This is a genomic window from Paenibacillus liaoningensis (assembly GCF_059609455.1).
Map to the genome: position 1 here is coordinate 41,455 of NZ_JCAALU010000004.1, position 26,035 is coordinate 67,489.

General features: G+C 50.7%; 13 protein-coding genes and 2 pseudogenes. 13 read left to right on the plus strand and 2 right to left on the minus strand.

Annotation, left to right across the window (positions count from 1 at the left end; translation table 11 throughout):
• Positions 1 to 12: 12 nt before the first annotated feature.
• Positions 13 to 1,365, minus strand: coding sequence for a 3-phosphoshikimate 1-carboxyvinyltransferase (gene aroA / locus AC6B99_RS06455; protein ID WP_056037455.1), 1,353 nt, complete (start codon positions 1,363 to 1,365; stop codon positions 13 to 15).
• Between the two features lie 105 nt (positions 1,366 to 1,470).
• Here aroA and AC6B99_RS06460 point away from each other — a divergent pair, with 105 nt between their 5' ends.
• The 10 genes and pseudogenes from AC6B99_RS06460 to AC6B99_RS06505 all read left to right on the plus strand — a co-directional run bounded on the left by AC6B99_RS06460 (position 1,471) and on the right by AC6B99_RS06505 (position 20,810).
• Positions 1,471 to 2,382, plus strand: coding sequence for a LysR family transcriptional regulator (locus AC6B99_RS06460; RefSeq protein WP_496663030.1), 912 nt, complete (start codon positions 1,471 to 1,473; stop codon positions 2,380 to 2,382).
• A gap of 208 nt (positions 2,383 to 2,590) precedes the next feature.
• Positions 2,591 to 3,874 carry a cellulase-like family protein gene (locus AC6B99_RS06465; RefSeq protein WP_496663134.1) on the plus strand — a complete coding sequence of 428 codons (1,284 nt, stop codon included), beginning with the start codon at positions 2,591 to 2,593 and terminating at the stop codon, positions 3,872 to 3,874.
• A 185-nt stretch (positions 3,875 to 4,059) separates the two neighbouring features.
• Positions 4,060 to 4,593: pseudogene (locus AC6B99_RS06470) on the plus strand (TerD family protein); the annotation flags it as partial.
• 147 nt (positions 4,594 to 4,740) lie between these two features.
• The gene (locus tag AC6B99_RS06475) at positions 4,741 to 5,403 is read left to right on the plus strand and encodes a VWA domain-containing protein (protein WP_494862337.1); all 663 of its coding nucleotides are present in this window, start codon (positions 4,741 to 4,743) and stop codon (positions 5,401 to 5,403) included.
• 287 nt (positions 5,404 to 5,690) lie between these two features.
• Entirely contained in the window at positions 5,691 to 8,582 is a 2,892-nt protein-coding gene (locus tag AC6B99_RS06480) for a cellulose binding domain-containing protein (protein ID WP_496663135.1), read from the plus strand.
• 196 nt (positions 8,583 to 8,778) lie between these two features.
• Positions 8,779 to 9,921, plus strand: a pseudogene (locus AC6B99_RS06485) (glycoside hydrolase 5 family protein); the annotation flags it as partial.
• Positions 9,907 to 10,692 carry a cellulose binding domain-containing protein gene (locus AC6B99_RS06490; RefSeq protein WP_496663136.1) on the plus strand — a complete coding sequence of 262 codons (786 nt, stop codon included), beginning with the start codon at positions 9,907 to 9,909 and terminating at the stop codon, positions 10,690 to 10,692. The pseudogene AC6B99_RS06485 and the gene AC6B99_RS06490, both read left to right, overlap by 15 nt.
• Before the next feature lie 195 nt (positions 10,693 to 10,887).
• Entirely contained in the window at positions 10,888 to 13,977 is a 3,090-nt protein-coding gene (locus AC6B99_RS06495; RefSeq protein ID WP_496663031.1) for a hybrid sensor histidine kinase/response regulator, read from the plus strand.
• A gap of 16 nt (positions 13,978 to 13,993) precedes the next feature.
• A complete protein-coding gene (locus tag AC6B99_RS06500; RefSeq protein ID WP_496663032.1) occupies positions 13,994 to 15,121 on the plus strand; it encodes a response regulator in 1,128 nt (375 codons plus the stop codon).
• A 1,093-nt stretch (positions 15,122 to 16,214) separates the two neighbouring features.
• Complete coding sequence (locus AC6B99_RS06505) at positions 16,215 to 20,810, plus strand: rhamnogalacturonan lyase family protein (protein ID WP_496663033.1); 4,596 nt, start codon at positions 16,215 to 16,217, stop codon at positions 20,808 to 20,810.
• A 367-nt stretch (positions 20,811 to 21,177) separates the two neighbouring features.
• On the opposite strand, the gene AC6B99_RS06510 is transcribed toward AC6B99_RS06505, so the two are convergent.
• On the minus strand, positions 21,178 to 21,873 hold the full coding sequence (locus AC6B99_RS06510; RefSeq protein WP_494862247.1) for a uracil-DNA glycosylase: 696 nt from the start codon (positions 21,871 to 21,873) through the stop codon (positions 21,178 to 21,180).
• A gap of 824 nt (positions 21,874 to 22,697) precedes the next feature.
• Between AC6B99_RS06510 and AC6B99_RS06515 the strand changes: the two genes are divergently transcribed.
• The 3 genes from AC6B99_RS06515 (at position 22,698) to AC6B99_RS06525 (ending at position 26,033) form a co-directional block, all read left to right on the plus strand.
• On the plus strand, positions 22,698 to 24,044 hold the full coding sequence (locus AC6B99_RS06515) for an extracellular solute-binding protein (protein WP_494862245.1): 1,347 nt from the start codon (positions 22,698 to 22,700) through the stop codon (positions 24,042 to 24,044).
• A gap of 198 nt (positions 24,045 to 24,242) precedes the next feature.
• On the plus strand, positions 24,243 to 25,187 hold the full coding sequence (locus AC6B99_RS06520) for a carbohydrate ABC transporter permease (RefSeq protein WP_496663034.1): 945 nt from the start codon (positions 24,243 to 24,245) through the stop codon (positions 25,185 to 25,187).
• Between the two features lie 3 nt (positions 25,188 to 25,190).
• Positions 25,191 to 26,033 carry a carbohydrate ABC transporter permease gene (locus AC6B99_RS06525; protein ID WP_056035437.1) on the plus strand — a complete coding sequence of 281 codons (843 nt, stop codon included), beginning with the start codon at positions 25,191 to 25,193 and terminating at the stop codon, positions 26,031 to 26,033.
• Positions 26,034 to 26,035 lie beyond the last annotated feature (2 nt).

Consider the following 26,035-nt stretch of genomic DNA (forward strand, 5'->3'; position numbering starts at 1 on the left):
CATCCTCTGCGTCTATTCGTTTATTTGAAAGCCTAGTGCAGCCAATTGCTCAAAATAATTCGGGTTTGTTTTGGAGACACAGCCCGGATCGGAAATTTGTAGATTAGAAACTTTCGAAGCCATTAAGGAAAGGGCCATAGCCATGCGATGGTCATCATGGCTATTTAATAAAGCGGCTTGCGGCTTGCCGGGAAAAACGGTTAGGCCATCTTCATATTCCAATACGCGAATGCCTAGTTTACCCAATTCCGTGCAAATAGCAGCTATCCGGTCACATTCGTGATGTCTAATATGAGCGGCATCTTTAAGTGTAATGGGGCCATCTGTAAAAATAGCAAGGACAGCGAGCGTCAGCGTTTGATCCGACCATTTTTGCATGCTGACGGTAAAGCCGCCCTTCAAACGCTCTGGTCCTTGGACTTCAATAAAGCTTGCGCCGCGGACAATCGTACAACCCATCTGCTCCAGCACGCCGAGCATTGCAATATCTGGCTGGCTTGTACGGCTGGCGTCAATGCCTTCCGTTCTTATGCGCCCTGCGGAAAGCGCGGCGAGAGCCCAGAAATAACAGCAGGTCGATACATCAGGCTCCAGAAGGACGGAGCGCGCTTCATATTTTCCCGTAGGTATCGTAATGCAGGGGGCGTCTGTGTCCAGAGATGCAACAGGTGCTGCACCAAACAAAGCCATCATCGCAAGGGTCATTTCGACATAATCTTTTTGCACGACTTCCCCATCTATGCGCACTGTAATCGGCGCTTTCGCATAAGGGGCGGCTAACAGCAAACCGCTTATGAATTGACTTGATGTAGAGCCAGGCAGCAGCACCGTCCCGCCCTGCAATCCGTTTGCCCGAAGGACGAAGGGGAGTGAACGCTCGGCTTGCTCGTATTCAAACGCTGCTCCTAAATGCGTCAGTGCATCCAGCAAGGGAGCCAGCGGCCGCTCGTGCAACCGTCTAGTGCCTTTGATCGCCCAAACGCCGTCTCCAATGGCTAAAGCTCCGGGCAAAAAACGCGCAATCGTGCCGGCAGCTCCGACGTACAGCTCGCCAGATGAGATAGGCCAGTTTCCTCCGCAGCCATCGACATAAGCGGTGTCTCCTTCGATAGTGATCTTAACTCCGAGCTGCTTTAATGCGGCAATGCACCAGTAGGAATCATCGCTTAATAATAAACCGTCAATTTGCGATTTTCCTACGGCAAGCGCGGCTATAATGAGGGCACGGTTAGTTAAGCTTTTGCTTCCCGGTATGCGCACCGTTCCTTCCAATGCTCCGCTTGGAGGATTCAGGGTCACCTGCTGTTTATCGCTATGGGCCGACCATGGGGAGCGTGCAGCTAGATCGGGCTGGAATCCGTCCATATTTCCACCTCTTTTGTTTTCTTGTCTAAACCCGATTATAATGAAGAAAGTGAAATAAGTGAAATCGGATTTTATCGAAAATGATATAGAGGTGATCTATACCAAATGTTCAATCTGGAATGGTATCGCATTTTTCTGCATACAGCACGCTGCAAAAATTTAACAAGAGCGGCGCAGGAGCTGCATATTACGCAGCCATCGGTCAGCTATGCGATTAAGCAGATGGAGGAGGCTTTGCAGCTCAAGCTTTTTCATCGGCTGTCGAAGGGCGTCGAGCTTACCGAAGAAGGGCAAGCGCTGCTGGGCTATGTAGAGCAATCCTTTTCCATGCTGGATTCTGCGCAAAAGCATTTGCAAAATATGAAGCTGCTGAATGAGGGGGAAATCCGCATCGGAGCGAGCGATTCGCTGATTAAGCATCTTTTGCTGCCGCAATTAAATACCTTTCATCGCGATTATCCGGGTATCCGAATCCGGCTTTCGCATGGGAAAACGCCTGATATTACGCAGCGCTTAAGGGAAGGCGAAATCGATTGTGCCATTATCCATCTGCCCATAAACGATTCACAGCTGAATATTCAGACGCTGGCGGTACTGGAGGATTGTTTTGTAGTTGGGGAGGCTTATGCAGATCTAGCCCGCCGTTCGGCCGCATGTGAAGCTTTGTCGATGCAGCAGCTGGCTGAGCTGCCGCTCCTGTTATTATCTCCGGGCAGCAGCACGAGGGAGTTTATTGAACAATGGTTCGCGGGCAAGGGACAGGTGGTAAAGCCTGATATCGAGCTTGGCAGCATTGATTTGCTCGCCCAGTTCGCCAGGCTCGGTTACGGGGCCGCCTTCATTAGCCGTTCTTTTGTGCAGGAAGAATTAAATAATGGCATGTTGTTTGAATTATTAGTAGAAGACCCGCTTCCACCGCGCAGCATCGGACTTGCCGTACGTCAGGACAGAAAGCTGTCGGTTGCGGCTGAACGCTTCGTCGAGCTGTTTATGCCAGCTGGCGATGAGGGAAATTAAATAAGTTCTGATCAGATTAGACTTGCCAAGCTTACTCGGTACATCACTCGGTAAATCCGAATATGTTCCATCAGCATCCGTACATTGTTCATGGCGCCTGCTGGTGTGAACCATGTACCATAAAGAAAAAGCGTTCTCTGCACAACCTAGTGTGGTAGCGGATGATGAGATGATCACCCTATCCATAGAGGACAGAAAAGGTGGCCATATGAGCACAGCGAGCAGGCAGCTGCCCCGTAAACTGACAATTACAATGTGGGATTTCTCTTGGTATACGATGACGACGCCGGGGGAGCCTTACAGCGATTTAGCTGCAAGATATAAAGAAGCGGTAGAGCGGGGCTACAATACGATTCGCATTTGTGCAATGCCACTCATGCTGTTTACGGAATCGGGCGTTCGCCCTGGACCGCTGCGCTTCGGCAATTTGGGCGAGGTGGGGCAGCGGACGCGCTGGTACAATTGCAAAGGCGGAGCAGAGCTGGACGGGCATGCGCAGCTATTGGAGCTATTCAAGCAAGCGAAGGCTCACAACTGCTATATTATTCTTTCCTCGTGGGAATACCAGCAAAGTCCGAGCTTTCTGGCGGAGCCCTATTTGCGCGATTTGCTGGCGGATATTCCGCCGGACCAGCGGTTTATGGCACTGGCGAAGTCGATGGATCAGCTCATTTCATATGTGAAGGCAGCGGGCTATGGCGAGCAAATCGCTTATGCCGAGCTGCATAATGAGGTCGAATTTGGACAATTGACCGACATTGCAACTGAGCAGGGCGTTGCTGGCTCCAATACGCCGGGCCTTGTGCAAATTATGCAGCCCTACATCGAAGAAGCGGTTGCGTTTTTGCGCGAGCAGCATCCTGAGCTGTTAATGACGGCAAGCTATACGCTGAATGAGGCTTACCCGAAAGCTTATGTGGCGCGAAATATGCAGGTGGCCCATTTTCATCTGTACATTAAAGGCGTGCTGCAGGAGCTGATGGATCAGGCAGGAATCGACAATGAAGCGGTGCCGTTTCCAAATGAGCTGGTGCAATCGCTGCTGCGGGAGGACGCGCCGCCGTTCGAGAGCTGGCAGCTTCCGGCAGGGCAGGAATGGCGGATGCAGGGCAATCCGGTCGGCATGAAGCTGCTTTATCTGCATGATTGGGCTGATCCGGATCAATGGGATTTGTATTTGTACGACCATTATGGCAGCCACAAGCTGGCGATGCTCCAGAAGGCGGATTTTCGTTTTGAGGAGCTGCATGAATGGGCGGGGCAAACGGAGCTGCCTATTGTCATTGGCGAAGGTTATGTGGGCTACACGCCGCTGCATGCGGGCTTTGAGGAAGGGCCGGTCGGCAAATTTATTGCCGAATATGCGATTCGCAAAGGGATGAAGCTGGGCTTCTGGGGGATGGTGCTCTGCTCCAATTGCGCGCCCCATCATCCGTTCTGGGACGATATAGCGTGGCAGCAAAAGTGGAACCGGTTTATTTTGGAATCGTAAATAAATTCATGAGGCAATGATAGCGCAAGCAAAAATCACATAGAGACGAGATAAAGCTTCTTTTTCGAGCATGCCGATGGCGTGCGGGGAAAGAGGCTTTTTCTCTCCATTCGCCCGCCCTATTTGCTATAATCGGTATAGATGATCTTATTTACCAATCTAATAGGCGAGAGGAAGATACATATATGCCATTGCTGAAAGGGCAAAAAGCGGACGTGACCAAGGGGAAAAGCTTCGGCAAGCTGGCTGTGCAGTTTGGCTGGATAGCTGGAAAAAGCGAGCTTGGCATCGATGCTGCGGCGTTTCTGCTGTCAGAGCGCGGCCGCTGTGAGCGGGATGAGGATTTTATTTTTTATGGCAATCCATTGGCGGCGAATGGCGCGGCCGAGCATAAATCAAGCAGCCAGCAGCATGGCATGGAAGCGGGCGATCAAGAAGGAATCGAGCTAGTGCTTGGGCGCCTGCCAGAGCAAATAGCGAAAGCGGCCTTTACGGTGACGATCTATGATGGCGAGCAGCTCGGACATGCTTTTCAGGATGTAACGGGGCTTTATGTGCGGCTGGTTAACCTGGACACGGGGGAAGAGCTGCTGCGCTACGAATACGGTGCGGATTTGGTGAAGGAGACGGCGGTCGTAGCTGGGGAGCTGTATCGTCACAATGGCGAGTGGAAGTTTAGCGCGATTGGCAGCGGGTTTTACGGCGGACTTGCTGCATTATGCTTGAATTATGGGCTGGAGCTGGAAGGAAATGCGTCGGCGGGCGAGAATGAGTCATCCCAAGCTCTAGCTCATGACCAAGCTCGGGCAGAGGCAGCTGCGTCGGCGACATTGGAAGCACCTGTACAAACCGCCTCCCTTAGCAAAATTGATTTCCGCAAAAAGCTCGTGCAATACACACTGGAGAAAAAGCAGCTGACGAACGTCGTGGCCAGAGTAGGCATCGTGCTGGATATTTCCGGGTCTATGCAGACGCTGTATAAAAACGGCACCGTTCAGGAAGTCGTGGAGCGGATTTTGGCCGTTGCCAGCAAGTTCGATGATAACGGCACGCTCGACGTGTGGGTATACGATAATGAATACAGCCGTTTGCCGTCGGTAACGGAGCGCGATTTTGGCCAATATGTCGATAAAAATATTTTAAACAATGACCTTATTCATAAGTTTGGACGCAATAATGAGCCTCCGGTGATGGAGGATGTCATTCGCAAATATACGGTAGAGGAAAATGATCCTACACCTGTGTTCATTATTTTTATTAACGACGGCGGGGTAGTCAAGTCGATTAAGCATACGATTACCCATTCGGCGGTGCAGCCGATTTTCTGGCAGTTTGTCGGCATCGGAAACTCCAATTTCGAAGTATTAAAGCGGCTGGATACGATGGAGGGGCGAATCGTAGATAATGCGAGCTTCTTCCATTTGGATGATATTGCAGCTGTTTCGGATGAGAATTTGTATGATCAGCTGCTGAATGAGTTCCCGATGTGGATAAAAGCGGCGAAGGAACAACGCATTATTCGGCCATAACCAAAAGGGAATTATGCACTGCTCTGAACCAGGACGAAGCGACTCAAAGGCTATTGCAGCTGGCTAGAGCGCCCGGGTTCAGAGCTTTTTTTGCGTGCGGCGAGTTTCAAATAACTGATTTTCATATGAAAATATATCCATTTTATATAGTGCTTGGCTTAAAATTTATGTGCTAAAATGAAAGCGTATACATTTGGGAGAGAGTGGGTGCTCATCCATATTTATATTTTAGGTGTTTGCGTTATATCATTCCAATTGAGGAGGGTATTCATTTGATCAAACATTCAATGCGCAAGCTGGGCACGCTGGCCCTAGCGATCACAGTTGTCGCCGGCACCGTAATAATCGGCAACCCGCTAGAGGCGCAAGCGGCACCAAGTGAAGCGTACACGTGGAAAAATGTAGTGACTGGCGGGGGCGGAGGTTTCGTTCCGGGATTTGTTTTTAATAAAAAAGAGCCTGGGCTGCTGTATGCCCGTACGGATGTGGGCGGTGCTTATCGTTACAACGCAGCAACTGGCAGCTGGAAGGCGCTGCTGGACCACGTGAGCTGGGATGAGTGGAATAAGACCGGCGTGGATGCGCTGGCAACCGATCCGATTGATCCGAATCGCCTGTATATTGCGGCTGGCTCCTATACGAATGAATGGGACCCGCATAACGGCTATATTATGCGTTCCACGGATAAAGGAGACACTTGGCAGGAAACGCAGCTGCCTTTCAAGGTTGGCGGCAATATGCCAGGGCGATCCATGGGCGAGCGGCTGATGGTAGACCCGAATAAAAACAATATTTTGTATTTTGGCGCACGCAGCGGCAACGGCCTGTGGAAAAGTACCGACTATGGCGTAACGTGGAGCAAAGTAACGGCATTCCCGAATCCGGGCAATTTTGTGGAGGACCCGACGTATCCTTATTTGGCGGATAAAATGGGGCTCGCCTGGATTACGTTTGACGAATCGACGGGCTCGCCTGGAACGGCGACGCAAACGATTTATGTCGGTGTAGCAGATACAGCGAGCAGCATTTACCGCAGTACGAATGGCGGCACAACCTGGTCTGCCGTGGCAGGACAGCCGACGGGCTATTTGCCGCATCATGGCGAGCTGGATTCAAATGGACAGCTGTATGTTACATATAGCAACGGCACAGGTCCATATAACGGTTCGAAGGGCGATGTTTGGAGGTTGAATACAGCCACTGGCGTATGGACGAACATTAGCCCAGTCCCTTCAAGCAGCGCGGATAATTATTTCGGCTATGGCGGCCTTGCGGTTGATGCCCAACAACCTGGCACGCTGATCGTCGCAACGCTAAATTCATGGTACCCGGACGCCAACCTTTATCGCAGTACGGATAGCGGCGCAACGTGGAAGCCGATTTGGCAGTATGGCTCTTACCCGAACCGCACTTTCTCCTACACGCAGGATATTTCGGCTGCTCCATGGCTCGATTGGGGCGTAAGTTCTGCGCCGCCGGAGGTATCGCCTAAGCTTGGCTGGATGATTGGCGATATTGAAATTGATCCTTTCAACTCTGACCGCATGCTATATGGCACAGGCGCTACGGTGTACGGCACGACGAACTTGACGGCTTGGGATAGCGGCGGCAAAGTGGCATTGTCTGTTATGGCCAAGGGCATTGAGGAAACGTCAATCAAAGAATTGATTAGCCCGCCGACTGGCGCTCACCTGTTAAGCGCCATGCTTGATGTATCAGGCTACCGACATAATGATTTAACGGCGGCACCTGCAAAAATGTTCATCAGTCCAAGCAGCTCCACGAGCATAGACTTCGCTGAACTAAACCCTGGATTCATTGCGCGCGTTGGAAATGCAGATAAGGCGAAATATCCTAATGAAAAATCGATTGCTCTGTCCTACGATGGCGGAACGAACTGGTATAGCCCGAATGCAGAGCCATCCAATACAACGGGCGGCGGTTTCATAGCCGTTGCGGCTGATAACAGCTCGCTCGTATGGAGCACCTCTGATGTCGGCGTTTATTATTCCAAAACGACCGGTAACTCATGGACAGCAAGCACAGGCGTTCCAGCCGGTGCGAGAGTGGTTTCAGACCGCGTCAACAAAAACAAATTTTATGCGGCAGCGGCAGGCAAGTTCTATGTCAGCACCGACGGCGGCGCGACGTTCACGATGTCGGCAGCAGCAGGGCTTCCAGCTGAAGGCAATATGAAATTTAAAGCGCTTCCAGGCGTGGAAGGCGATATTTGGCTGGCTGGCGGCAACGAGGACAGCGGCGTGTATGGATTGTGGCATTCGACGAACTCGGGCGCATCGTTTACGAAGCTTAGCAACGTCGAGGAAGCAGATGTCGTTGGCTTCGGTATGGCAGCGCCGGGCCAGACGTATCCTGCACTTTATGTATCCGCGCAAATCGATCAGGTCAGAGGATTTTTCCGCTCCGATAATGGCGGGGCAAATTGGGTGAGAATTAATGATGACCAGCATCAATATGCGTTTACAGGCGAAACGATCACGGGCGATCCGCGCATCTTCGGACGCGTATATATCGGCACGAATGGCCGTGGTATTGTCTACGGCGATACGGTGAATGGTCCAACGCCAACACCTACGCCGACAGCTACACCAACACCAACAGTGACACCAACGCCAACACCAACGCCGACAGCGACACCAACAGCGACGCCAACACCAACAGTGACACCGACGCCGACGTCAACGCCAACACCGTCCCCAGCAGGCAGCTTTAAAGTGCAGCTGTTTAACGGCGGTACAGCGGCAACGACAAACACGCTAAGTCCAAAAATCAAACTGGTGAACACAGGCACAAGTTCACTCAATCTGGCTGATGTAAAGCTCCGTTATTATTACACGATTGACGGCGAGCAAGCCCAAAGCTTCTGGTGCGACTGGTCGACCGTTGGCAGCGCCAACGTTCTCGCTTCCTTCGTCAAGCTGCCGACGGCCGTAACGGGAGCAGACTATTATGTAGAAATTAGCTTTGCCAGCGCTGCGGGCTCAGTGGCAGCAGGCCAAAGCATCGAGCTGCAAACGCGGATTTCGAAGGACAATTGGAGCAACTATACACAAACAGGCGATTATTCGTTCAATTCCAGCGCGACAAGCTATGTAGACTGGAACAAAACAACCGGCTATGCAGCGGGCAGCCTGCAATGGGGCGTAGAGCCATCTTAATTTAAAAAAAAGCAAAGGGCTCATGCACCAGTTTGTAAGGTGCATGGGCCTTTTATGCTGGCGCTGCCGTCGTTTTTGGTCACCAAAGTGATATTAAAGAGGTAACGATTCGACTAGTTTCGAGGCGGCTCCTTGCTTGATAATATAAGTAAGCGTTTCCATTGCAGATAAAAAAACGAAAAGGAGGCTATTACGCATGAAGCAGCAGCTCAAACGGTTCATGATTTTTTCACTGGCGCTAGCTATCGTTTGCGGGTGGATGACAGCCGATACGAAGGCCAGCGCCGCAGATAGCAATGCTTTCGTTACGACATCAGGAAGCAAGTTTCAGCTGGACGGCGAGGACTTTTATTTTGCCGGAACGAACAACTATTATTTCCACTATAAGTCGCAAAAAATGGTCGATGACGTGTTTGCGGACATGGTGGCGATGAATCTCAAGGTGATCCGAATTTGGGGCTTCCATAATGGACAGCCGCAGGATAATGCCGTCCTGCAGCCGACTCCCGGCGTATATGACGAATCGGGATTTACCAAGCTGGATTATGCGATTTATAAGGCTGGACAATCGGGCGTTAAGCTGGTTATTCCATTCGTAAACAACTGGGATGATTTTGGCGGCATGAATCAGTATGTTGCATGGTTTAATGCTGGCTCGCATGATGCTTTTTATACGAATGCTTCTATTAAACAAGCTTATAAAAACTATGTAAACTACATGCTCAACCGGGTGAATACGTACACAGGCGTTAAATATAAAGATGATCCTGCCATTATGGCATGGGAGCTGGCGAATGAGCCGCGGGCCCAATCCGACACAACGGGCAACAAGCTTGTTAATTGGGCGGATGAGATGAGCACCTACGTCAAATCGCTCGATGCGAATCATTTGGTCGCTGTAGGGGATGAAGGCTTTTATAACATTCCGGGGCATTCGGATTGGATGTATGGCGGCGGGGAAGGCGTTGATTGGGAAAGGCTGATTGCGCTGCCGAATATTGATTACGGCACGTTTCACCTATATCCGGATCATTGGAACCGTACAGCGCAGTGGGGCACGCAGTGGATTATCGACCATATCGAGGACGGCAATGCGGCGCAGAAGCCAGTCGTGCTGGAGGAATTCGGCTATCAAAATCAAGCGACCCGCAATCAGGTTTATGCTGCTTGGCTCGGTGCGGTTGAGCAATATGGCGGTTCGGGCAGCCAGTTTTGGATTTTAACAGGCATTCAGGATGATAATACGCTGTATCCCGATTATGACGGCTTCCGCATCATATATCCAAGCGCGACGGCTACACTGCTGACTAATCACGCAAATGTGATGAATGCCAAATCGGGCGGGGGTACTGGGCCGATACCGACAGTGCCGGCAGCGCCGCAAGGCGTAACAGCTACGGCAGGCAATAGCCAGGCGGCGCTGTCCTGGCAGGCGGTCAGCGGAGCGACCAGCTACAACATTAAGCGCGCAGCTTCAAGTGCGGGCCCCTTTGCCACAGTAGGCACGACAAGCAGCACCAGCTATGTGAACACGGGGCTGGTCAATGGGACGACTTATTATTATGCCGTTAGCGCGGTGAACACCGTGGGCGAATCGGTAAATTCCTTGCAGGCAAGTGCAACGCCAGCCCTCCCGAATACAGGCCCAAGCGAGCTTAAGGTCCAATACAAGAACGGCGATTCTGCCGCTCTGGACAATCAATTAAAGCCGCAATTCCGCATCATCAATTCGGGTACATCAGCGGTGCCGCTTCATGAGCTCACTATTCGTTATTGGTATTCGGCAGATGGCTCGCAGCCGCAAATTTTCGATTGTGACTATGCAACCGTAGGCTGCTCCAATCTTAGTGGCAGCATTGCCGCGTCAGGCAAGACGAGCGCAAATGCCGACACTTATTTGGAAATCAGCTTTGGTACGGGAGCTGGGAATATTTCAGCTGGCGGCGGCCATACCGGCGAAATGCAGAACCGCATCCATAAAAATAGCTGGACCAACTATGATGAGACCAATGACTATTCGTATAATGCGGCGAATACAGCTTTTGCCGATGCCAGCCGTGTCACCTTGTATCGCAGCGGGGTGCTCGTATGTGGGGAAGAGCCGTCGTAATGACGGCTCTTTCTTTTCTATTTTTTCTTCGAAATATGTTCAGAAAAGGTTCAGAATAGAAGTTATAATAGGAGATAGAAACGAAAACGATAGCTTGCACGAATAAGCAGTGCCTGGTGAGTACGACTCAGCAGGCTTTTATATTGTATAGACGATACATAAGAGGCATCGTAACGCTGCGGGGAGAGACTATGAATGCTTAATCGAAAGAACATCGGCATGTTCCTGATGATTTTAGGAATTACGGGCACGATTTTTGTGCTTATGTTCCTTAAGCTGGCGGATAAACAGGATGTACGTGCTGTAAATGGCGTATTGGACTTGAGTAATTGGAGTTTTGTAGAAAATGGGGCAGTCAAGCTGGATGGCGAGTGGGAGTTTTATCCGAACCAGCTGCTGACGCCGAAAGATTTTGCGATTGCTAGCCAGCTGCCAGCGGAGCAGGCTCTACCGAGCAAGCTGGTGAATGTACCGGGGAAATGGAATGCTTATTTGTCTGGAGAAGGCAGCAGGGCGGGCATTGGCTACGGCACTTATCGTTTGAAAATTCAGCTCCCCAGCCATTTGCGCGAAATATATGGAATCTACACCTCGAACATTCGCATGGCCAATCGCATTTATTTAAACAATCAAATGATTGGTGCCAGCGGTGCCCCAGCTGCCAATGAATACGATGGCGTTCAAAACAATGTGCCTTATATTGCTCTTGGCACCGTTGCGGGCGATTCGGTCGAGCTTATTGTGCAGGTAGCCAATTACAGCTATGCTACAGGCGGCATCATTTATTCCATTACCTTCGGAGATCAGCATACGATTATTAAAAACCGGGAAATGGATATTTTACGTGGGGCGTTGATTATTTCCGGATTTCTAATCCCTGGCCTCTTTTGCCTGCTGTTATACGTGCTTAGAAGGCAAGAGAGGGGGCTGATGTTTCTCGGGCTTTTTTGCCTCTCGTCAATGATTTTTATGATGACTCAAGGGGAACGAATCATTGTCCAGCTGTTGCCTGATCTGCCTTATTCCTTCGTGCTGAAGCTGCAGCCCATCTCATCGGTGTTTGTGTATTATTTTTTATTATGCATCGTGAATGAAATGCTGCCAGGCATCGTGCATTCCAAAGTGATGCGGTTTTTAAAATGGTTTGCGGGATTTACGATTGTGCTGGAGCTCGTGGCAACGCCGTTATTTATTTCGAAGCTGGAAATTTTAATTATGGCTCAAGGTCTTGTGATGATTGTTTATTATATTTATGTTATTATCCGGGGTGTCGGACGCAAGGTGTATGCGGACCCTTACTGGTTTTTGAGTCTTCAGAGCATCGTCATGATGATGCTGGCTTCCATGATGCGGGCATACGGATTTATGGAAAGCGCAATGTTGATTTCTTTCGAAATGCTGCTGTTTGTGTTCGCCCATGCGGGCTTGTTCGCGAAACGCTTTACAAAATCGATCCGCGAGGTGGAGCAGCTGTCGGAGAAGCTGCTGACGCTTGATGGGCTCAAGGATGAATTTATGACGATGACCTCGCACGAGCTGAGGACGCCGCTGCATGGCATTATTAATATGGCAGCCTCCATGCTGGAAGGCGCTGCCGGACCGCTCAACAATACGAAGCAGGCGGAGCATTTATCAATGATTGTTTCGACCGGAAAGCAGCTGTCCGCCCTTATTCAGGATATTTTGGAGTTTGCGGAGCTGCGGGGCGGTGTAATGAAGCTTGCGAAGCGAAAGATTTATTTTCAGCCCGTGCTTCATGCGGTTGTAGAGGTTGTGGAGCATTTGCTCATCGACAAGCAAGTTCAGATTCAACAGCGGCTGCCTGCCAATTTGCCTTTGCTTGATGCGGATGAAGATCGGCTGCGGCAAATTTTGTACAATTTGCTTGGAAATGCGGCGAAGGCGACCATTCAGGGGAAAATAACCATCAGTGCGGTGACGCAGGAAAATAAGGTGAGGGTGGACATTGCGGATACGGGTATCGGTATGCCGCCCGAGCAGCTCGAAACGATTTTTTTATCTGAACGAAAAACAAAGGCGGGGCAGGCGATCTTTCAAGGCTCGGGCTTCGGACTGCGTATTACAAAGCAGCTTGTGGAGTTGGGTGGTGGAACCATCAGCGTCCATTCTATTGCCGGACAAGGGACAACGTTCAGCTTTACCATTCCGATCGCCCAAGGCCAGCAAATAGACGAAGCTGATATCGCCTACCAGGAGCAGGCCGCCGCAATCGAGCTTACCGCTATGCTGAATGTGCCGCCGCCAGCAGCTGAATTCCGCGTGCTCGTCGTTGACGATGATCCGATTAATTTGCAGGTGCTCATTAATTTGCTTTCCATTGAGCGCTGCGAGGTAACGGCGGTAAGAAGCGGAGATGAAGCGCTGGAAGAGGCGTTTGCTGCTCCGGCCAGTTACGATTTGGTCATTACGGATTGGATGATGCCGAAAATGTCGGGTATTGAGCTTTGCCGCAAAATTCGCGAACGCTTCCTGCTGTCGGAGCTTCCGGTGCTGCTGCTCACGGCCAGAACGAAGCCGGAGGACATTAAGCTCGGCTTTGAGGCAGGGGTCAACGATTATATAGGCAAGCCCGTTGATGCCGGCGAGCTGCGTGCCCGCGTTCAGACGCTGCTGGCACTGCGCAAGTCAGTTAAGCTGGCCGTACAGGCGGAAATGGCGTTTTTGCAGGCGCAAATCAAGCCCCATTTTTTATACAATGCCTTGAATACGATTATAGCCATTTGTCCGGTAGATCCGTATAAAGCGATGGAGCTGCTCATTGAATTAAGCCAGTTTTTGCGCAGCAGCTTTGATTTCCATAATCGCGACAAAATGACGACGATCGAGCGCGAGTTGGAGCTGGTCAAGTCATATTTGACGCTGGAAAAAGCGCGTTTTGATGAAAGGCTGAAAATTGAATACGAAATTAGCTGCGATGCGCTTGCGCTTATTCCTCCGCTAACCATTCAGCCGATAGTGGAAAATGCAGTTAATCACGGTGTCATGAAAAAAGAAGAAGGCGGCACGATTAAGCTGAAAATTTCTGAAATAGACAACTGTATTATGGTTCTTGTAGAGGACGATGGTGTAGGCTTTACTCCAGAACGATTATCGCAGGTGCTCTCGGACAAAGGGACAGGCCGCGTAGGCTTGAGCAACATTCACCAGAGGCTGGTTAATTTGTACGGCAGCGGCTTGGTCATTGATGGGCAAAGGCAGCTCGGGGCAGAGGTAAGCTTCCGCTATCCGAAGGAGCTGCGGGCAGGCACGTATAACGAAGCATAAAAGGGAGTCGGTGGCGATGAGAGTCATTTTAATTGATGATGAAAAGCCGGCGCTCGCTCACATTGAATGGTTGTTCGAGCGGGACGGACGCTTGCAGGTGGCAGAAAAATTCACTTCGGCCAGGGATGGCATTCAAAGTGTACGGGCTACGCCCGTACACATCGTTTTTCTGGACATTAATATGCCGGGGCTCAACGGTCTTGAGGCGGCGGAGCATATCCGCAGCATTAACCCTGACATACGCATCGTATACATAACGGCCTATTCGGAATACGCGATTGAAGCGTTTGAGCTCAATGCACTCGATTATTTGCTGAAGCCGGTTCATCCGGAACGGTTTAAGAAGACGATTACTCGCATTATAGAAGATTACAGTCGGGGCAAGCCGGAGCAGCAGAAGCTGCCCGGCAGGCAGGTGCTCTGCTTCAAGCGGCTGGCATTTCATGACGATGGAAAAACGAATACGAGCCTCCGGCTGCGGACGCTGAAAGCGCAGGAGCTGTTTGCTTTTTTACTGCATTATAAAGATCAATGGGTCGCCAAGCAGCAGCTTCTGGACACGTTATGGCCTGATTCGGATTATGAGAAAGCGATGATGCTGCTGCATACGTCCGTCTATCAAATTCGCAAGCTGATGAAAGATTGGAAAGTAGTGGCGCTCGTTGAGTTTGCGCTCGACAGCTATCGTCTGACAAGCAATGGATTAAAGCTGGATGTCGAGCAGTTTGAGCAGGGAGCTGCCGCGATCCGCGCCATTGAGACGGAGCAGCAGCGTATTGCGGCGGAACAGACGCTCAGCCTGTATGCGGGAGACTATTTTGAAGAGCATGATTTTCTGTGGGCGAGGCAGCGCCGGGATGAGCTTAGAGCGAAATATGTGCGGCTTGTCCGCAGCCTTATCCATTATGAGATGAATGCTGGTCACGAGCAGGAGGCGCTCAAAAGGCTGCTGCTGCTGCATGAGCAGGAGCCATATTCGGATGAGCTGTGCCGGCAAATATTAAATCTGCTAGGCCAGATGGGCGACCAGGAGGCACTTGTTCTCTATTACGATGATTTTGCAAGATTGCTTCATGAAGAATTAAATTGCGAGCCGGAGCCGGAGACACAGCTTGTGATGAAGCATTTTAAAGGCACTATATAAAAGAAAACGGTGGTTCAGCTGGATTTGCCTTTCCTTTTTTTGGAGGGCAGTGCGGCTGGGCCGCTTTTTTTAATTTGAACTAGGAGGTGTATGCAAACGGGAGCCCTTCCTGATGCTGCACCTAGCTTGGCGCTAATTCGAGGCGACTTTCAACTGTTTATTTAAGTCATAAGACACAAGTTCATGCAATTGTTACGGAGTTCGTTGTGGCTGGGAAGACTGCTGCTGATACTGTCGTTGTTGATACTGCCGTTGCAGAAACTGCCGTTGCTGATACTGCTGTTGTTGAGACTGCCGTTGCTCAGAGTACTGTTGGCTGAGTCCACAGTTGCTGAGAACACGCAGCTTGGGACGCACAACTCCATTTTTTAGGACAGAGATTCCGCTATTTTGGCTTTTGCTTCGATTTTGGGCCTTAAGCGGACAGGAGATCCGCTATTGCCTTCGTAATCCCTTCAAAATGACGACTTTCAGCACATTAGCGGCTCCTGAGTCCGCAGCCTGTGCAAAACCCTCGATTCTGTTGAAATAGCGGCTGCTGTGTCCGCCGAATTGTGTCCACGAAGTCTACCTTTCGTCTTGGTCTTCGTCTTTGTGTTTTGTGTCTTTCTGTTTTTGTGTCCTAGGTGCAGGGAGCGAACCATTGAACGAAGTGCATGAAGCAGACCTTCGGTAGATAGTTTTAGATTCATAAGTTGTGACATTCCCGGTAGTAGAAGGAGAATGTTTGACGCAGGCATCTATCGGGTTCAGGTTCGGGCGCGGACTCGCTTACGTTTGCATACACGCCCTAGGACGGAGTTGGAATCGGTACAATCCAGATAAAAATTTAAATGCAATTGGATAAAATGTCTAGTTTTTAATCAAACAGCTCTGTTTTTTGGCGTGGTTTATTTCGGGAAATTCCCTATAATTGGAGAAGTATTCTCCAGACAGGCAATGGTGGGTAGCTTTGCCGCCAGATGACGGCGAAAGCCGTTTACGCTTGGCAGGTTTGCCTATTTTGGAAAGCGTTTTATTTCCGCGTGGGAGATAGCAGCCCTGCTGGAGAAAGGCGGAATACAAACCTAATTTCAGGGAGGTCATAACGGTAATGCTCATGCGCAAGAAGGGGAAAGGAACCGCAGCGATGTCGAAGTTCCTGTCATGTCTTTTAGCACTTACTCTCTTAGTCCCAGCCTTTTCTATGCCTGCCGCAGCAGCTGATTCGGTGCTTGTAGCCGATGATTTCAGCAGCTATGCGCTTGGCGATTTAACAATTGGAAGCGGTAACACTTGGACGAAGGAAGGCGCTGCGCCAGCTTTTATAGTTAAGCAGGATTCCGTTACAGGTTCTACTTATGGGGCGGTTACGAATGAATCGACTGGCTCCTCTTATATTGGCCAACGTTTTGCCGGAGAAAGCGGCGGTTTAATCGTCGAGTTTGATGTCAATCTGCCAACGGGGAAAGGCGGCTCGCTATGGGTAATGGATGGCAAGGTGAATGCAACCAATGCAGCCGCTGCTCGCTACCAGCTTGATGCTGGCGTTATCAAGCAGCATAACGCAGCTGCGGATAAGCAGATTGCTTATGATGTGACGCATTGGTACCGTTTCAAAATGGTATTTAATGTGCCAAGCAAGCAATATCATGTAAGCGTTACCGATTTGACGACGGACGAGACGGTGAATTGGCCATCCGCTTTTTACAGCAATCGGGAGCGGATCAGCAGCTTTGGCTTCTATGTCAACCCGAATGGCGGTCAAATCAATGTGACGAATGTGCGTGTAACCGCGCTTGACGTGAAGCTCGCTAGCCTAGTGCTTGGCTCAGGCGACTTTGCACCTGTGCTTAATCCGCCATTTGATCCAGGCGTGTACGATTATTCGGTAGAGGTGCCGTATTCGGCGACTTCGCTGGATGTAACACCAACGGCAAGCAACGCTGGATTTGTTGGACTGAAATTGGATGCCAATTCGATAGCCAGCGGACAGCAGAGCACCATACCTTTGACAGGCGACGAGACGGAGTTTGGCATTTCGGTAGGCTCGTCTGCTTTTACAGACATTAGCCGTACGTACAAGGTGAAAGTCAATAAGCTGGAAAAGTCACCTAATGTGACGTATGTCGTCACCGAAGCACATGATCAAACAGTCAAAATCGGCTGGGAACAGCCTCAGGACCCTGCTTTTAAGGAAACTCGCGTTTATTTGAAAAATGAAGACGGTTCCTTGACACTGGCCGATACGGTGCCAGCGGGCAAATACATTTCGACTATAGCGGGGCTATCGAATGGAACGACCTATTCATTCGTGGTCAAAGGCGCTTATGAATATGCGGGTGAAGCGGTTAGCGAGGCAAGCGGCGTGGAAATAAGCGAAACGCCAATCAAGCTGGCACCTCGCCAAATGGAAGCGCTCGACCGCGGCCTCGTTGCTGTAAAGGAAACCGATCATGTGTATGTAGGCTGGCGCCTGCTGGGCACCGATGCAGAGGATATTGCCTTCAACCTGTACCGTGATGGCGCGAAGCTGAACAGCACGCCAATTACAGGCAGCACGAACTACGCGGATGCGAGCGGAAGCAGCAGCTCAACGTATTATGTGCGGGCCATTACAGGTGGAGTGGAGCAGCCGCAATCGGAATCGGTTGACGTATGGGATACGAATTATTTGAATATTCCGCTTGAGAAGCCGGAAGGCGGCGTAACCCCAGATGGCGTAGCTTATACGTATTCGGCGAATGATGCTTCCGTTGGCGATTTGGACGGAGACGGGCAATACGAAATTATTATGAGCTGGATGCCTAGCAATGCGAAGGACAATTCACAGGCTGGCTATACAGGCAATGTGTATGTTGATGCTTATAAGCTTGACGGCACACGTCTGTGGCGAATGGATTTAGGCAAAAATATGCGCGCAGGCGCCCACTATCTCGACATAATGGTCTACGATCTGGATGGTGACGGCAAAGCCGAGGTGACGTTCCGCACAGCGGATGGCACGATTGACGGAAGCGGCGTTGTCATTGGCGATGCCAATGCGGATCACCGCAACGCCAGCGGATATATTTTGACCGGACCGGAGTTCCATACGGTGTTTGAAGGTGCGACAGGCAAAGCGCTGGCAACGGATGCTTATGAGCCGGAGCGGGGCAATGTCGCGGATTGGGGCGATGCTTACGGCAATCGCGTTGACCGTTTCCTAGCGGCGATTGCCTATCTCGATGGCGAGCGTCCAAGCATCGTCATGCAGCGCGGTTATTACACGCGGATGGTGCTTGTCGCGTACAACTATCGCGATGGCGAGCTGACGAAGGTATGGACGTTCGATTCCAAAACGCCAGGCAATGAAGATTATTACGGCCAAGGCAATCACCAGCTAAGCGTTGCTGATGTGGATAATGATGGACGGGATGAAATTATTACAGGCGCGGCAGCTATTGACGATAATGGAAAGGGGCTGTGGAGCTCCAAGCTTGGTCATGGCGATGCGATGCATCTGAGCAATCTTAATCCGGATCGACTGGGACTTGAATTGTTTGCGGTGCAAGAGGATACCGCCGTTAAATATTCCTACGATATGAAGGATGCGCGAACAGGCCGTGTATTATGGGGACAGCTGCAGCTCGGCATAGATGCTGGACGCGGTTTGTCAGCCGACATTGACCCAAGGCATAAAGGCGCGGAATCATGGGCAATCGACGGCGCATGGAACAGCTCGACAGGTGGCCTGTTTAATGCGAAAGGGGAAAAGCTGTCCGCGAGCATTCCAACGTCCAACTTTGCGATTTGGTGGGATGGCGACCTCAGCCGCGAGCTGCTTGATCATAATTGGCTCGGCGATCCTCGTGTAGGCGTGCCAAAAATCGACAAGTGGGATTATGAGAACGAGACACTCGTTAACTTAGAAACATTTACAGGCACTTATTCCAATAATGATACGAAAGGCAATCCGAACCTGCAGGCCGATCTACTTGGAGACTGGCGCGAGGAGGTGGTGCTGCGGACGGAAGACAGCAGCGCGCTGCGCATTTATACCACGACTGCTGTAACGGAGCATCGGATTCATACGCTCATGCATGATCCAGTGTACAGACTCGGCATCGCCTGGCAAAATACGGGCTACAACCAGCCGCCGCATACAAGCTTCTATCTAGGCACAGATATGGAGATGCCAGCAAGACCGAATATTCGTACGAACGCGATTGCAGCAACCGGCCTTAGTATTTCCGCTCCTTCGCAGGAGGTAACGGCAGGACAACAGATGCAGCTTAGCCCGGTATTCTCGCCTAGCGGAGCGACGAACAAGTCGGTAACGTGGGCCGTTGCAAATGAAGATGGCTCAGCCACAACGCTTGCAACGATTCATACAAATGGTTTGCTGTCGGCAGTGGCGGCAGGCAAAGTGAAGGTGACGGCGACCGCAAATGACGGCTCAGCAGTGAGCGGCGAGCTCGTTGTAACGATAAAGGCGGCTGGAACGGTGAACCCTGGATCAGGCTCTGGATCGGGTGGAACGGGGACAACGACTCCACCGACGTTAGCTCCGGCTCCTGCCCATGTTGAGCTTAAGCCTGTCGTAACGGTAGATGCTGGCGGCAAAGCATCGGCAGAAGTGACTTCGGCTGAGCTGACGAAAGGACTGGACGAAGCAGCAGGCAAAAAACTTGCGATTACCGCTGTGCCAACTGGTGAAGCAAGCTCCATTCAAGTAACGCTTCCAGCGCAGGCGCTGAAAGCGGCTTCCGGCAAACAAGTGAGCCAATTAGAAGTGAATCTAGGGCTAGCGAGTTTTGTGCTGGATACAGCTTGGCTTTCCGGACAAATAGGGGCTGGTGCAGGGAAGCTGGAAATATCCGCCGCTGAGGCCGATATAAGCAATCTTTCCTCCGAAGCGAAAGCTCAGCTCGGGAATGCAAAAGTGTATGATTTGACGTTGACGATTGATGGCAAAGCGATTTCCTCTTTCGGGGGCCATGTTAAAGTGGCTTTGGACTACAGCCTGAAAGCAGGAGAAAGTCCGAATAAAGTGGTCGTCTATTACATCGATGCTAATGGCGAATTGCAAATTGTGAAAAATAGCAAATATGATGCATCGGCAGGCCTCGTCACCTTTAGACCCGAGCATTTCAGCAAATATGCAGCAGCGCACGTCAACATTCAATTTAAAGATATTGACCGTGTAGCATGGGCAAAGGACAGCATTGAATCGCTTGCTGCCAGAGGCATTATTGATGGCATGGGCAATCAGGCCTTTAAGCCGGATCAGCAAGTAACGCGTGCGCAATTTCTGAAAATGCTGCTGCAAACGTTCGATTTGGAGCAGGTGGATGCAGCGAGCACGTTTAGCGATGTGCAGCCAGGCAGCTGGTATTACAGCTCCGTGGCAAGCGCCCAGGCGCTCGGAATTGTTGAAGGCAAAGCCAATGGCACCTTTGGCTTTAATGATGAGATTACGCGTGAGGATATGGCCGTTATGGCCCACCGCGTCATTCAGAAGCTTGAGCTGAAGCTGAATGCACAAGGTCAGCTAAGTGAATTCAAAGACAGTTCGGCGATTTCCAGCTATGCGAAGCAGGCAGTAGATGCGATGCAAAGCGCAGGCATCATTAAAGGAACAGGCAATGGCAGCTTCGAGCCGAAGAGCCATGCAACGAGGGCGCAAGCGGCGGTTATCATTAACCAGCTACTTGGGGCGAACAATTAAGCAGACTGCGGACAGGGAATAACAGGAAACAGGATATGGATGGTAGAAAGTAGAAAAGGGGAAGAGGCGGCGCAGCGATGCGCAGCCTTTTCCCTTTATTTGCAAAATAGCTTAAATCGATTGAAGGAGAGGGGATGGGGAGATGAGCGTAGGATTCGGAACCCAGCTGTTGATGGTGCTGGTTATTTTTGCTGCGCTGCTGCTTGTGCTGTCTATATGAAGGCGGTGTGCGGTTATTCATGATAAGCAGCAATAGTAATGTAAACACAAAGCAGACGCTCCATCTGGCTGTACGGCCGGACGAGCGCCTGCTTTATGTTTTTTAGGCATGTTGTTGTTGAAGCTGTTCGTTGTGCTGGCGAAAAGCCTATCCCTCCAGCTGCTCCGCCGTCATGGGCAGCTGCCAGTCAATTTCCTCGCTGCCGATGCTGCGAAGGAAGGCGTTGGCGCGGGAAAAGGGCTTGCTCCCGAAAAATCCACGCTCCGCCGAATAAGGGCTTGGATGGGGAGAAGCGATGAGGTGATGCCGGGAACGGTCAATACGAGATGCTTTATCCTGAGCATGCTTGCCCCACAGTATAAATACGATGGGCTGCTCCCGCTCGTTCAGCACCTCAATGATTCGGTCGGTAAATCGCTCCCAGCCCATGCCTTGATGCGAACCCGCGCTGCCGGCTCTTACGGTGAGCACGGCGTTAAGCAGAAGTACACCCTGCTTGGCCCATGAGGCGAGATAGCCGTGGGCGGGAGGCGTGCAGCCGAGATCATTTGCCAGCTCCTCATAAATATTTTGCAGCGATGGGGGAATGCGCACGCCGGGTTGGACGGAGAAGCTGAGGCCATGCGCCTGGTTGGCGCCATGATAAGGGTCCTGTCCTAAAATGACGACCCGCGTATTTTCAAAAGAAGTATAATGAAGGGCATTATAAATATGATGCATATTAGGATAAATGGTAGTGGTACGGTATTGCTGGGCGAGCTGTGAGCGCATTTCCCGGTAATAGGGCTCCGCAAGCTCAGCGTTCAGCAGCTCCGCCCAATCATTATGAAAAATAGCCACCATGGTAAAATCCTCCTTAATTACGTATGATTCTTATTCTAGCATAAATGAATAATTGCATAAAAATAGCGATTGAAGAGTGTGTATGTAAACCAAAGTCTGCCTGATGCGGCTTGCTTAGTACTTATTTGAGGACAGTCTCATCTGACGATTCAAGACTTGGGAACCGCAGCATACGGTTGTTGCTGGGATCATTGTTGCAGAGATTCCTGTTGCGGAGATTACTGCTGCTGAGATTGCTGTTGCAGAGATCGCTGCTGCGGAGATTGCTGTTGCAGAGATCACTGCTGCTGAGATCACGCAGCTCGGCACGTTCCCTCGTGCTTTTTTGACGGACTGAGATTCCGCTATTCTGGCTTTTGATCCGATTTCGGGTCTTACGCGGACAGGAAATCCGTTATTGCCCTCTTTTTCCTGTCAAAATGGCTTTTGGCAGCGCATTAGCGTCTCCTGAGTCCGCCACCCCTCCCTTAACCCGTGATTTCGTTAAAATAGCGTCTCCTGAGTCCAGCAAATCTTTCTGTGTGTGGTGAGAATACTTCTGAAACGAAGAGCATGAAGCTGCCTTTCGGTATGTAGGTACACATTGTGGAATGACATTCCCGGTAGCAGAGGAAATTCGTTTGACGCTGGCTTCGATAAGGAACTGGAATTGGATCAGCAGCTGGCTCCCTAACATTTGCAGACACGTCTTAGTAGGGCAACTGGGAAAGGGGCATTACCTTTTTGATGATTTAGATTACCATAGTTAATTCTTTGTTGCGGAAAAATCGTCTACAATGGTTTTTGTAAGCACTTACAAAAAGAATGGTTACAGGAGGTCAAGCATGATTAAAAACAAGTTTGGTATCGTAATGGTCCTTTCCCTGTCGCTAATCTTTGGGGGATGCTCGGCACAAGGCAGCAAGGAACAGCCAGGGGCTCAGGCCAGCACAGATAATGGAAGCGGAAGCAGCAGCAACTCGAAGAAGATCGAGCTGAGAATGACCTGGTGGGGCTCGCAAACCCGTCATGATCTGACCATTAAAGCGCTTGAGCTGTTCCAGCAAAAACATCCTGATATCGTCATTAAGCCGGAGTATTCCGGATGGGATGGGTATTTTGACAAGCTGTCCACGCAGGTGGCTGGAGCGAACGCGCCTGATCTCATTCAAATGGATTACGCTTTCCTGACTGATTATGCGAACCGCGATGCGCTTCTTGATTTGGATACGTATACGCAAAGCGGAGACCTGAAAATTGACAAGCATGATCCGAGCATGATTACAGCCGGTACGGTAAATGACAAGCTTTACGCGATCACGCTTGGGGTGAATGCGCCAGGTGTCGTATATAGCTCAAAGGTTTTCAAGGAACTGAATATTGCAGACCCGGATACAAGCTGGACGTGGGAGGACTTCGCGAAAATCGCACAGCAAATTAAAGATGCCAAGGGCGACGGTTACGTCGGGGCGGCTGACAATTCCGGCACTTTTAATATTTTTCAAATTATGGTTCGCCAGAACGGACGCGCTTTGTTTGAAGACGGCAAGTTCGGCGCGACGAAGGAGGATTTCACAAGCTGGTTCCAGCTATGGAACGATTTGCGGGCGGGCGGGGCTATTACTTCACCGGAAGCAACGGCAACCATGACGACGGCTTTGGAGACGAGGCCGCTGGCACTTGGCACGGGGGCAATGGACTTTACATGGTCAAATCAGTTAATCGCGTTCCAGAAAGCGATGAAGGATGCGGATGATGTGTTGAAAATTCAAGTGCTGCCCCATTTGAAGGGCGAGGTGAAAAGCGGAGAATACCTCAAGCCAGGCCAATTTATGTCCGGTTACTCCAAAACCCAGCACCCGAAAGAGGTAGCTATGGTTATTGATTTCCTGGTGAATGACCCGGAAGCGACGGCTATTCTTGGCTCGGAGCGCGGCGTTCCTGTCAACTCGGATATTCGGACACAGATGGCGTCCACGCTGTCGGAAACTGACCAAATGATTTTCAACTTCGTCGATACGGTAGCAAAAGATAAAAGCGACATTGACCCGCCTTATCCGCAAGGCTTCTCGGAAGTGGATAAAAGCTTTAGAACGCTTAGCGAGCAGATTGCCTTCGGCCAAGGCGAGCTCAGCAGCAACATCGACGAGTTTATGACCAGCTCCAATGCGGTGCTCAGCAAAGCTAAATAACAAGTAAATGAAGCGATAACGCAAAATAGCAGCAGCCAAGGAGGCCGCCCGCAAAAGAGGCGGCCTTTCCTTGGATATAAAAGCCATTATAGGCTTCATGCCCGATAATCGGCGTATCTTTCACCGCGAAACGTGTGTTTGCCGCCCAACGATGGCGATAGCCGTTTACGCATGAAGCAAGGGAAGAGGGGAAACGCGATGACAGCAACATCGATGACGAAGCTGCAAAAACGCAGCAAACGAGCTAAAAAATCGGCAGCCAGCCAAAATAACCGCGCCGCCTTATTTTTTCTCGCGCCATGGCTGATCGGCCTCATTTGTCTTACGCTCGGCCCTGTGCTGGCGTCGCTCTATTTTTCACTGACGGATTACAGCATTCTAGCAAGCCCCAATTGGGTGGGACTCAGCAATTATAAGGAAATGCTTACGACTGATAAGCTGTTTGGAACGTCGCTCAAGGTTACTTTCACATATGTATTCGCATCGGTGCCGCTTAAGCTGATTTTCGCACTCGGCGTGGCGCTGCTGCTTAACAAAGGAATCAAAGGTTTGGGCATCTACCGGACCATCTATTATATCCCGTCCTTGCTGGGGGGCAGCATTGCCATTTCCATGTTATGGCGGAAAATGCTTGGCGGCGACGGCCTGGTGAATCAGGTGCTGCTTAAGGTAGGCATTCACGCACCGGATTGGGTCGCGAACCCGAAATATGCGCTTTATTCCATCGTGTTGCTCTCGGTATGGCAGTTTGGCTCCTCGATGATTATTTTTCTATCGGGACTTAAGCAAATTCCAACCGATTATTACGAGGCTTCCTCGGTCGATGGAGCGGGAAAAACCCGCCAGTTTTGGAGCATTACGCTGCCCATTTTGACGCCGGTTATTTTCTTCAATTTGGTCATGCAAATTATTACGTCGTTTCAATCGTTTACGCAGGCATTCGTCATCAGCAACGGCTCTGGCGGCCCGCTGAATTCGACGCTCATGTATTCGCTCTATTTGTACAAAAAAGGCTTCGCTTTTTTCCAAATGGGCTACGCATCGGCGATGGCCTGGGTGCTGCTGCTCATTATCGGCTGCTTCACCTTCATTATATTTCGCTCCAGCAGAGGCTGGGTGCATTACGAGGACGGGGGGAAATAAGCGATGGCAGAGACGCTGCGCAAAACGGTATGGCTCAAGCATTTGGCGATTATGCTGATCGCCTTCGTCATGTTATATCCGGTATTATGGATGGTCGGCAGCTCGTTTAAGCCCAATAATGTGATTTTCACGGAAATCGGCATTTGGCCTCAGCAGTGGCAATGGAGCAATTATTTAGCGGGCTGGAGCGGCATTCAGGGCAATCCATTCTCGCGCTTTCTCGGCAACTCGATGATCGTCTCAATCGGGGCGGTTCTTGGAAATGTCCTGTCCTGCTCGATGGCGGCCTATGCGTTCGCCCGCCTAAGCTTCCGATTTAAGGCGGCCGCTTTCGGGCTGATGCTGCTGACCATTATGCTGCCGCATCATGTGACGCTCATTCCGCAATATATTTTGTTTAATCAGCTTGGCTGGGTCAACAGCTTCCTGCCGCTGATTGCGCCAAAATGGCTGGCGACCGATGGCTTCTTTATTTTTCTGACAGTGCAATTTATTCGCGGCTTGCCGAAGGAGCTGGATGAAGCGGCGACGATTGACGGCTGCGGGCTCATTCAAATTTATTGGCGCATTGTGCTGCCGCTCGCAGTACCGGCGCTCATTACGACGACCATTTTCACCTTCCTTTGGACGTGGGATGACTTTTTCAGCCAATTGATTTATTTGAGCGATGTGACGAAGTTCACGGTTCCGCTCGGCCTGAGGCTGTTCCTTGATTCCAGCTCGCAATCTGACTGGGGTCCCATGTTTGCGATGTCGGTGCTGTCGCTGCTGCCTTGCTTTATCATTTTCATCATCTGTCAAAAATACTTTGTTGAAGGTATTGCGACCTCCGGCATTAAAGGGTAAGC

Bases quoted from the DNA above. Each gene is read 5' to 3' on its own strand.
- aroA (WP_056037455.1), bottom strand. From the start codon at position 1,365: ATGGACGGATTCCAGCCCGATCTAGCTGCACGCTCCCCATGGTCGGCC.
- AC6B99_RS06460 (WP_496663030.1), top strand. From the start codon at position 1,471: ATGTTCAATCTGGAATGGTATCGCATTTTTCTGCATACAGCACGCTGC.
- AC6B99_RS06465 (WP_496663134.1), top strand. From the start codon at position 2,591: ATGAGCACAGCGAGCAGGCAGCTGCCCCGTAAACTGACAATTACAATG.
- AC6B99_RS06480 (WP_496663135.1), top strand. From the start codon at position 5,691: ATGCGCAAGCTGGGCACGCTGGCCCTAGCGATCACAGTTGTCGCCGGC.
- AC6B99_RS06490 (WP_496663136.1), top strand. From the start codon at position 9,907: ATGAATGCCAAATCGGGCGGGGGTACTGGGCCGATACCGACAGTGCCG.
- AC6B99_RS06495 (WP_496663031.1), top strand. From the start codon at position 10,888: ATGCTTAATCGAAAGAACATCGGCATGTTCCTGATGATTTTAGGAATT.
- AC6B99_RS06500 (WP_496663032.1), top strand. From the start codon at position 13,994: ATGAGAGTCATTTTAATTGATGATGAAAAGCCGGCGCTCGCTCACATT.
- AC6B99_RS06505 (WP_496663033.1), top strand. From the start codon at position 16,215: ATGCTCATGCGCAAGAAGGGGAAAGGAACCGCAGCGATGTCGAAGTTC.
- AC6B99_RS06510 (WP_494862247.1), bottom strand. From the start codon at position 21,873: ATGGTGGCTATTTTTCATAATGATTGGGCGGAGCTGCTGAACGCTGAG.
- AC6B99_RS06515 (WP_494862245.1), top strand. From the start codon at position 22,698: ATGATTAAAAACAAGTTTGGTATCGTAATGGTCCTTTCCCTGTCGCTA.
- AC6B99_RS06520 (WP_496663034.1), top strand. From the start codon at position 24,243: ATGACAGCAACATCGATGACGAAGCTGCAAAAACGCAGCAAACGAGCT.
- AC6B99_RS06525 (WP_056035437.1), top strand. From the start codon at position 25,191: ATGGCAGAGACGCTGCGCAAAACGGTATGGCTCAAGCATTTGGCGATT.